This is a genomic window from Mesorhizobium sp. M7D.F.Ca.US.004.03.1.1 (genome assembly GCF_003998635.1).
Classification (GTDB): domain Bacteria; phylum Pseudomonadota; class Alphaproteobacteria; order Rhizobiales; family Rhizobiaceae; genus Mesorhizobium; species Mesorhizobium loti.
On record NZ_RZQG01000249.1, the window covers coordinates 1 to 7,147 of the forward strand.

A 7,147-nucleotide genomic window follows, 5' to 3' on the forward strand; every position below is an offset into this window, starting at 1 on the left:
GGGCCGCACTTTCCCCGCCGGAGCGGGCAAGGCTGGTCCGCCAGCTGCGCGTGTTCTGGGACGTTCATCGCTTCAGGATCGCTCCACAGGTCGCTTCCGTGCTCGACCGGCGTCACGCAGCCGGCACGTTCGACACCATTGCCGCCAGGCTCGTCGCGTCGAACGATGAGGATGGCAGCCTGGCGGTCAGCTTTCAACGGCGCGGGCAGACGCGGATCGAGACGGCGAGCTTCGATGCCGTCATCAACACCACGGGTCCGGCCCATGGGCAGGCACTGCAACTGAATCCGGCGCTAAGCTCGCTGGCGGAAGCCGGGCTGATCAGGACGGACCAATACGGGCTGGGCATCGAGACCAGTCTCGACAGTCGTGCCGTCGGCCGGGATGGCAGGATAATCACGACACTCTTCGTCGCCGGTCCGCTGGCACGAGGGACTTTCGGCGAACTCATGGGCCTGCCCGAGGTTGCCCGCCATGCCCAGACGGTCGCGACCGAGATTGCAAGACTGCTCGACACGCCAGCCACCATCAGCGCAAACGCCGCGCGTGGTTCGGTCACGAGCTGACCCCAGCAAGCCGGGTTGGCCTGATAAAATTGGTATTTCCGTCCCCAGAGGGCCGCAAAAACGGAAAATCCTCCTTTGTATATATATTCTATAAACATAATAAATATTGGGGAAAGCCGGCGCGACCGGAGCGATCAACGACACGGCCTGAATGGGAGACAGTTCATGGCACAAGCAGAAACCGACGCAATCAAGTTTGCCTACTGGGTGCCGAATGTTTCGGGCGGCCTGGTAATCTCCAACATCGAGCAGCGCACCAGCCATTCGGCCGAGTACAACCGCAAGCTGGCGCAGATCGCCGAGAAGTCCGGCTTCGACTATGCGCTCAGCCAGATCCGTTTCACCGCCGGCTACGGTGCTGACGAGCAGCATGAATCGGTGGTGTTCAGCCATGACCTGCTGGCCGCGACCACCACGCTCAAGGTCATCGCCGCGATCCTGCCCGGACCGTGGAACCCGGCGCTTGCGGCCAAGCAGATCGCCACCATCAGCTATTTGACCAACGGCCGTGTTGCGGTCAACCTCGTCTCCGGCTGGTTCCGTGGCGAGTTCCATGCCATCGGCGAGCATTGGCTCGACCATGACGAGCGCTATCGCCGCTCGGAGGAGTTCATCCGTGCGCTGCGCGGAATATGGACTGAAGACAGCTTCACCTTCCGCGGCGATTTCTATCGCTTCAACGAATATTCACTGAAGCCGAAGCCGCCGCAGCCGCTGCCCGAAATCTTCCAGGGTGGTTCATCGCGCGCCGCACGCGACATGGCATCGCGGGTTTCGGACTGGTACTTCACCAACGGCAACACGCCGGCCGAGATCGCCAAGCAGGTCGACGACCTCAGGGCCAAGGCGAAGGCCAACAACCATTCCGTCAAGGTCGGCGTCAACGCTTTCGCGGTCGTCCGCGAGACCGAGGACGAGGCCAGGGCGGTGCTCGCCGAAATCATCGCCAAAGCCAATCCCGAGGCGGTCAACGCCTTTGGCCATGAGGTCAAGAATGCCGGCAAGGCTTCGCCGGAGGGCGAAGGCAATTGGGCGAAATCGTCCTTCGACGATCTGGTCCAGTACAATGACGGCTTCCGCTCGAACCTGATCGGCACGCCCCGGCAAGTCGCCGAACGCATCGTTGACCTGAAGCGCGCCGGCGCCGATCTCATCCTGCTCGGCTTCCTGCACTTCCAGGAAGAGGTCGAGTATTTCGGGAAGCATGTCATCCCGCTCGTCCGCGAACTGGAAAACGCCGAGGCGGCAGCGTCGCTGGCGGCTGAGTAGTCACCCCACAGGCTGGCCGGATAGGCTCCGGCCGGCACACGCATGAAAGCTACCGGCGCGCTCGAGCCGTCGAGCAGCAATGAGGATTTGCGCGCCTAATCGAGGACGATTGGAATGCCGTTGCCCAGTTATACACTCGGAGTGATGGAGGCTTCCGCCTATGCGCCGGAGGTCTTTGCGCGCGGCCTGCCGTCAACCCCGCGGGAGCAGCAGCAGTCCGAAGACAATAGCGGGCCGATCGGCTCCGTTGCCGGCGTCGCCTCTCCGCTGCTTTCGCTCCAGGGCATCGGCCTGTCGTTCGGCGGCGTCGTGGCACTGGCCGATCTCGACCTGTCGGTCCGCCCCGGCGAGATCCGCGCCATCATCGGCCCGAACGGCGCCGGCAAGAGCTCGCTGATCAACGTCATCAGCGGTGTCTACCGGCCGGATCGCGGCCATGTCCAGCTCGACGGCGTCGTCTATGCCCAGGTGCCAACGCAGCGGCTGGCGCAGCTCGGCGTCGCCAGGACATTCCAGAACCTCGCACTGTTCAAGGGCCTCAGCGTCCTCGACAATGTCGCTTCCGGCCTCGCATACAAGGTCCGCTCCAACTTTGCCGGCCAGGTGCTCGGCATCGGCCGCTCGCGCGGCGAGCAGCGCGACTCCCTGAGCCGCGCCGAACAGATCCTCGAATTCCTCGACCTCACCGCTGTTCGCGATCGCCTTGCCGGCACGCTGCCTTACGGGCTGCAGAAGCGGGTCGAACTGGCCCGTGCACTGGTCGCTGAGCCGCGCCTTCTTTTGCTCGACGAGCCGATGGCCGGCATGACCGCGGGCGAGAAGAGCGAGATGGCGACCTTCGTCCGCGCCGCGCGCGACCGCTTCGCCACCACTGTGGTGCTGATTGAGCACGATGTCGGTGTCGTCATGGGCCTGTCTGATCGCATTGCCGTTCTCGACTACGGCCGCAAGATTGCCGACGCCACGCCCGACGAAGTCAGGAACGACCAGCGCGTCATCGATGCCTATCTCGGCGTCGCCTCGGACAATGAGGACGGGGCAGGCATATGATCGCCGATTTCGACTACCAGTTCTTCATCGAAGTGCTCGTCGGCGGCCTGCTTTCCGGCGTCATGTATTCGCTGGTCGCGATCGGCTTCGTGCTGATCTACAAGACCTCTGGCGTGCTCAATTTTGCGCAGGGCGCGATGTTGCTGTTTGCGGCGCTGACCTTCGTCAGCCTTGTCGAGCGCGGCATTCCGTTCGCGCTGGCGCTGGTGATCACCTTCGCCATCATGGTGGCGATGGGCATCGCCATCGAGCGCACGGTGCTGCGGCCACTGACCAACAAGCCGCCGATCACGCTGTTCATGGCGACGCTCGGCCTGTCCTACATCATCGAGGGTGCAGCCCAGCTGATCTGGGGCACGCAGGTCCATGGTCTTGATCTCGGCATCGAGGACGTGCCGCTGGAAATCAGCGGCGTGCTGATCAGCCAGTTCGATATCTTCGCCGCCGTGGTTGCCGCCGGCATGGTTCTCCTGCTGTCGCTGTTCTTCCGCTACACCCGCATCGGCCTCAGCTTCCGCGCCGTCGCCGACGACCAGTTCGCTGCCCTCGCGGTCGGCCTCAGGCTGCCCTTGATCTGGGCGACCGTCTGGGCCGCCGCCGGCCTCGTCGCGCTGGTGGCCGGACTGCTCTGGGGCGCACGCCTCGGCGTCCAGTTCTCGCTGTCGCTGGTGGTGCTGAAGGCGCTGCCGGTGCTGGTGCTCGGCGGCTTCGACTCCATCCTCGGCGCCATCGTCGGCGGGCTGTTGATCGGCGCCAGCGAGAAGCTCGCCGAGGTCTATATCGGCGACTATTTCGGCGGCGGCATAGAGAGCTGGTTCGCTTATGTCGTCGCGCTCGTCTTCCTGCTGATCCGCCCTTCCGGCCTGTTCGGCCAGAAGCTCGTCGAGAGGATCTGAGCGATGACCGCTATAACAAGCGATTTCTCCAACGCGCCGGTGCTGCCGAAATGGGTCGCACCGGTCCTGCTGCTCGCCTTCGCCTATGGCGTCGTGCCGCTGATCGGCTCGAGCTATCTGTTCGAGGCCATCTTGCTGCCGTTCCTGGCGCTCAGCCTCGCCGGCGTGGGCTTGAACATCCTCACTGGCTATGCCGGCCAGGTGTCGCTGGGCAGTGCTGCCTTCATGGCGGCGGGCGCCTTCGCCGCCTATAATTTCAATCTGAGGATCGAAGGCCTGCCGCTGATCGGCAGCATCTTCCTGGCCGGCACCGTCGCGGCCGCGATCGGCATCGTCTTCGGCCTTCCCAGCCTGCGGCTGAAAGGCTTCTATCTCGCGGTTTCGACCCTTGCCGCGCAGTTCTTCGTGCAATGGGCGCTGACCAAGTTCAGCTGGTTCTCCAACAACTCGGCATCCGGCGTCATCGACGCGCCGAGACTGTCGATTTCAGGCTTCGCGCTCGACGGCGCCATCGGCCGCTATTTCTTCGCTCTGACCATCGTCACTGTGCTGACCTTCCTCGCCCACCGGCTGGTCACGTCGCAGACCGGGCGCAACTTCATCGCCATCCGCGACAATGAAACCGCGGCCCGCATCATCGGCATCCCCGTGCTGAAGACCAAGCTGCTGGCCTTCGCCATCTCGTCCTTCATCATCGGCGTTGCCGGCGTCATCTGGGCCTTCGCGTATCTGCGGACCGTCGAGCCGGACGGCTTCGATCTCGACCGGTCGTTCCAGATACTGTTCATCATCATCATCGGCGGTCTGGCCTCGATACGCGGTGCGTTTTTCGGCGCCGCCCTCATCGTGGTATTTCCACTTGGCTTATCGCGCCTCGGCGGCTTTCTGCTCGGCGATCTCTTCGATTCGGGCGTGCTCGACATGAGCCAGCGCATCGTGCTGGGCGCGCTCATCATCCTCTTTCTGATCCTGGAGCCGGACGGGCTGGTGGCCCTGTGGGATAGGATCCGAAGACGGCTCCTGTTCGCCTGGCAGACGACTTGAGCTCTATGCATTTGAAAATGAACCGCATCCGAAAATGAACCAGGGGCCGAACCCAAGACGGCCCATACCGGGAGTACCCTAACCATGACTTTCCTCAGCACAATCAAGGCGGCGGCGCTGTCCGCGGCGATGATCGTGTCGGTGGCCTTGCCCGCCGCGCATGCCGATGAACAATATTTCCCGCTGCAGAGCTATCGCGTCGGACCTTACGCGGCCGGCGGCACCGGCTTCTTCGGCGGCTTCATCGATTACCTCAACCTCATCAACATCCGCGACGGCGTTAACGGCGTCAAGCTGACCTGGGACGAGTGCGAGACCCAGTATGAGGTCGAGCGTGGCGTCGAATGCTACGAACGGCAGAAGAGCCATGCCGGTGCCGCCGCCTGGAACCCGCTCTCGGTCGGCATCGCCTATGCCATGATCGACCGCATCACCGCCGACAAGGTGCCGCTGATCACGGTCAACCACGGCCGCACCGACTCGACTGATGGGCGTGTCTTCCCTTACGTCTTCCCGCTGCTCCTTAATCCCTACAGCGAAACCTCGGGCATCGTGAACTACATCGCCTCCAAGGAAGGCGGCATCGACAAGCTCAAGGGCAAGAAGATCGTCGTGCTCTATCACGGCTCGCCCTACGGCAAGGAGACCATCCCGATCTATGAGCTTCTGGCGCAGAGATACGGTTTCACCGTGCAGCAGATCGAGGTGCCGCATCCCGGCAACGAGCAGCAGTCGCAGTGGCTGACCATCCGCCGCGCCAAGCCGGACTTCGTCGTTCTGCGCGGCTGGGGCGTGATGAACCCGGTGGCGCTGAAGACAGCGGTGAAAGTGGGCTTCCCCGTCGACCATATCGTCGGCAATGTCTGGTCGAACTCCGAAGAGGACGTGATCCCCGCCGGCGACGCCGCCAAGGGCTACACCGCCATCACCACGCAGGCTTCCGGCAACTCCTACCCGGTGGTGCAGGAGATCGTGAAGACGGTCTACGGCGCCGGCAAGGGCAATCTAGAAGACAAGGCGCGCATCGGCTCGGTCTACCACAATCTCGGCATCGTCAACGGCATCCTCAATGTCGAGGCTATCCGCGTCGCGCAGGAGAAATTCGGCCACCGCACGCTGACGGGCGACGAGGTCCGCTGGGGCTTCGAGCATCTCAAGCTTGACCCGGCCAAGGTCGAGGCGCTCGGCGCCAAGGACCTGTTCCACTCGATCAATGTCAGCTGGGACAACCACGAGGGCGAAGGCTACGTGACCTTCCAGCAGTGGGACGGCAAGAAGTGGAACGTAGTCTCCGACTGGATCGCGCCGGACTGGGCGCTGCTGCGGCCGATCATCGAGAAGTCCGCCGAGGCCTACGCCGCCGAGAAAGGCATCAAGTTGCGCACGGCGGATGATGCCGACGCGGTGACCACCAACTGATCAGCCAAAGCCTGGCGCTGCGGATCGAGTTCCGCGGCGCCGGGCTTGTTTCGGTTCATCGAACCATGAAATGAGAGCCCTATGCCGGACGATGACGTCATCCTTGCCGCGGACGCGGTCCATGCTACCTACAACCACGCCATCACGGCGTTGCACGGCGTCAGCTTCGCGTTGCGGCGTGGCCAGATCCTAGCATTGCTCGGTGCCAATGGCGCCGGCAAGACCACGACGCTGAAGGCCGTCTCCAACCTGCTGCCGGCCGAACGCGGCCAGGTCAATTCCGGCACCATCCGCTATGAAGGCTCAGATGTCTCGCGCCGCAAGCCGGGCGATCTGGTACGCGCCGGCCTGGTCCAGGTGCTGGAAGGCCGCCACTGCTTCAAGAGCCTCACCGTCGAGGAGAACCTGGTCGCGGGCGGCATCGGCCGCAGCGGGAGCCGTACCGAGATCAATGGGGATCTCGAGCGGATCTACGTCTATTTTCCGCGTCTCAAGGAAAAGCGTCGGACATTGTCCGGCCTGACCTCGGGCGGCGAACAGCAGATGACCGCCATCGGCCGTGCGCTGATGTCGCGGCCGCGTCTGCTGGTCCTCGACGAACCGTCGATGGGGCTCGCCCCGCTCATCGTCCAGGACATCTTCCTGACACTCAGAAAGCTGAACCGCGAGACTGGCCTGTCGATCCTGGTCGCCGAGCAGAACTCGGCGGTGGCGCTTCGTTATGCCGACCACGCCACGGTGCTGGAAAACGGCGTCTCCGTTCTCTCTGGCGCCGCCGCCGAGCTTCGCCAGCGCGAGGACATCAGGGCCTTTTATCTCGGGCAGCAGGCATCGCCTGCCGCCAAGCCAGCCCATCTCCATGCCGTGGCCTGAAACGAAATCCGAAGGAGCATTGAAATGACC

The 7,147-nt window shown here is 63.5% G+C and carries 6 protein-coding genes and 1 pseudogene; all 7 read left to right on the plus strand.

The window, feature by feature from the left end; translation table 11 throughout:
- A pseudogene (locus EN935_RS15885) lies at positions 1-566 on the plus strand (hydroxyacylglutathione hydrolase); the annotation flags it as partial.
- A gap of 165 nt (positions 567-731) precedes the next feature.
- Complete coding sequence (sfnG, locus tag EN935_RS15890) at positions 732-1,835, plus strand: dimethylsulfone monooxygenase SfnG (protein WP_127265932.1); 1,104 nt, start codon at positions 732-734, stop codon at positions 1,833-1,835.
- 114 nt (positions 1,836-1,949) lie between these two features.
- On the plus strand, positions 1,950-2,885 hold the full coding sequence (locus tag EN935_RS15895) for an ABC transporter ATP-binding protein (protein WP_127265930.1): 936 nt from the start codon (positions 1,950-1,952) through the stop codon (positions 2,883-2,885).
- Positions 2,882-3,781: a branched-chain amino acid ABC transporter permease gene (locus tag EN935_RS15900; protein ID WP_127265928.1), complete on the plus strand. Its 900-nt coding sequence runs from the start codon at positions 2,882-2,884 to the stop codon at positions 3,779-3,781. Before EN935_RS15895 ends, EN935_RS15900 begins: the two co-directional genes overlap by 4 nt.
- A gap of 3 nt (positions 3,782-3,784) precedes the next feature.
- Positions 3,785-4,825: a branched-chain amino acid ABC transporter permease gene (locus EN935_RS15905; protein ID WP_127373437.1), complete on the plus strand. Its 1,041-nt coding sequence runs from the start codon at positions 3,785-3,787 to the stop codon at positions 4,823-4,825.
- Positions 4,826-4,909: 84 nt separating this feature from the next.
- Positions 4,910-6,244, plus strand: coding sequence for an ABC transporter substrate-binding protein (locus EN935_RS15910; RefSeq protein ID WP_127265549.1), 1,335 nt, complete (start codon positions 4,910-4,912; stop codon positions 6,242-6,244).
- 81 nt (positions 6,245-6,325) lie between these two features.
- A complete protein-coding gene (locus tag EN935_RS15915) occupies positions 6,326-7,117 on the plus strand; it encodes an ABC transporter ATP-binding protein (protein WP_127265548.1) in 792 nt (263 codons plus the stop codon).
- Positions 7,118-7,147: the final 30 nt, after the last annotated feature.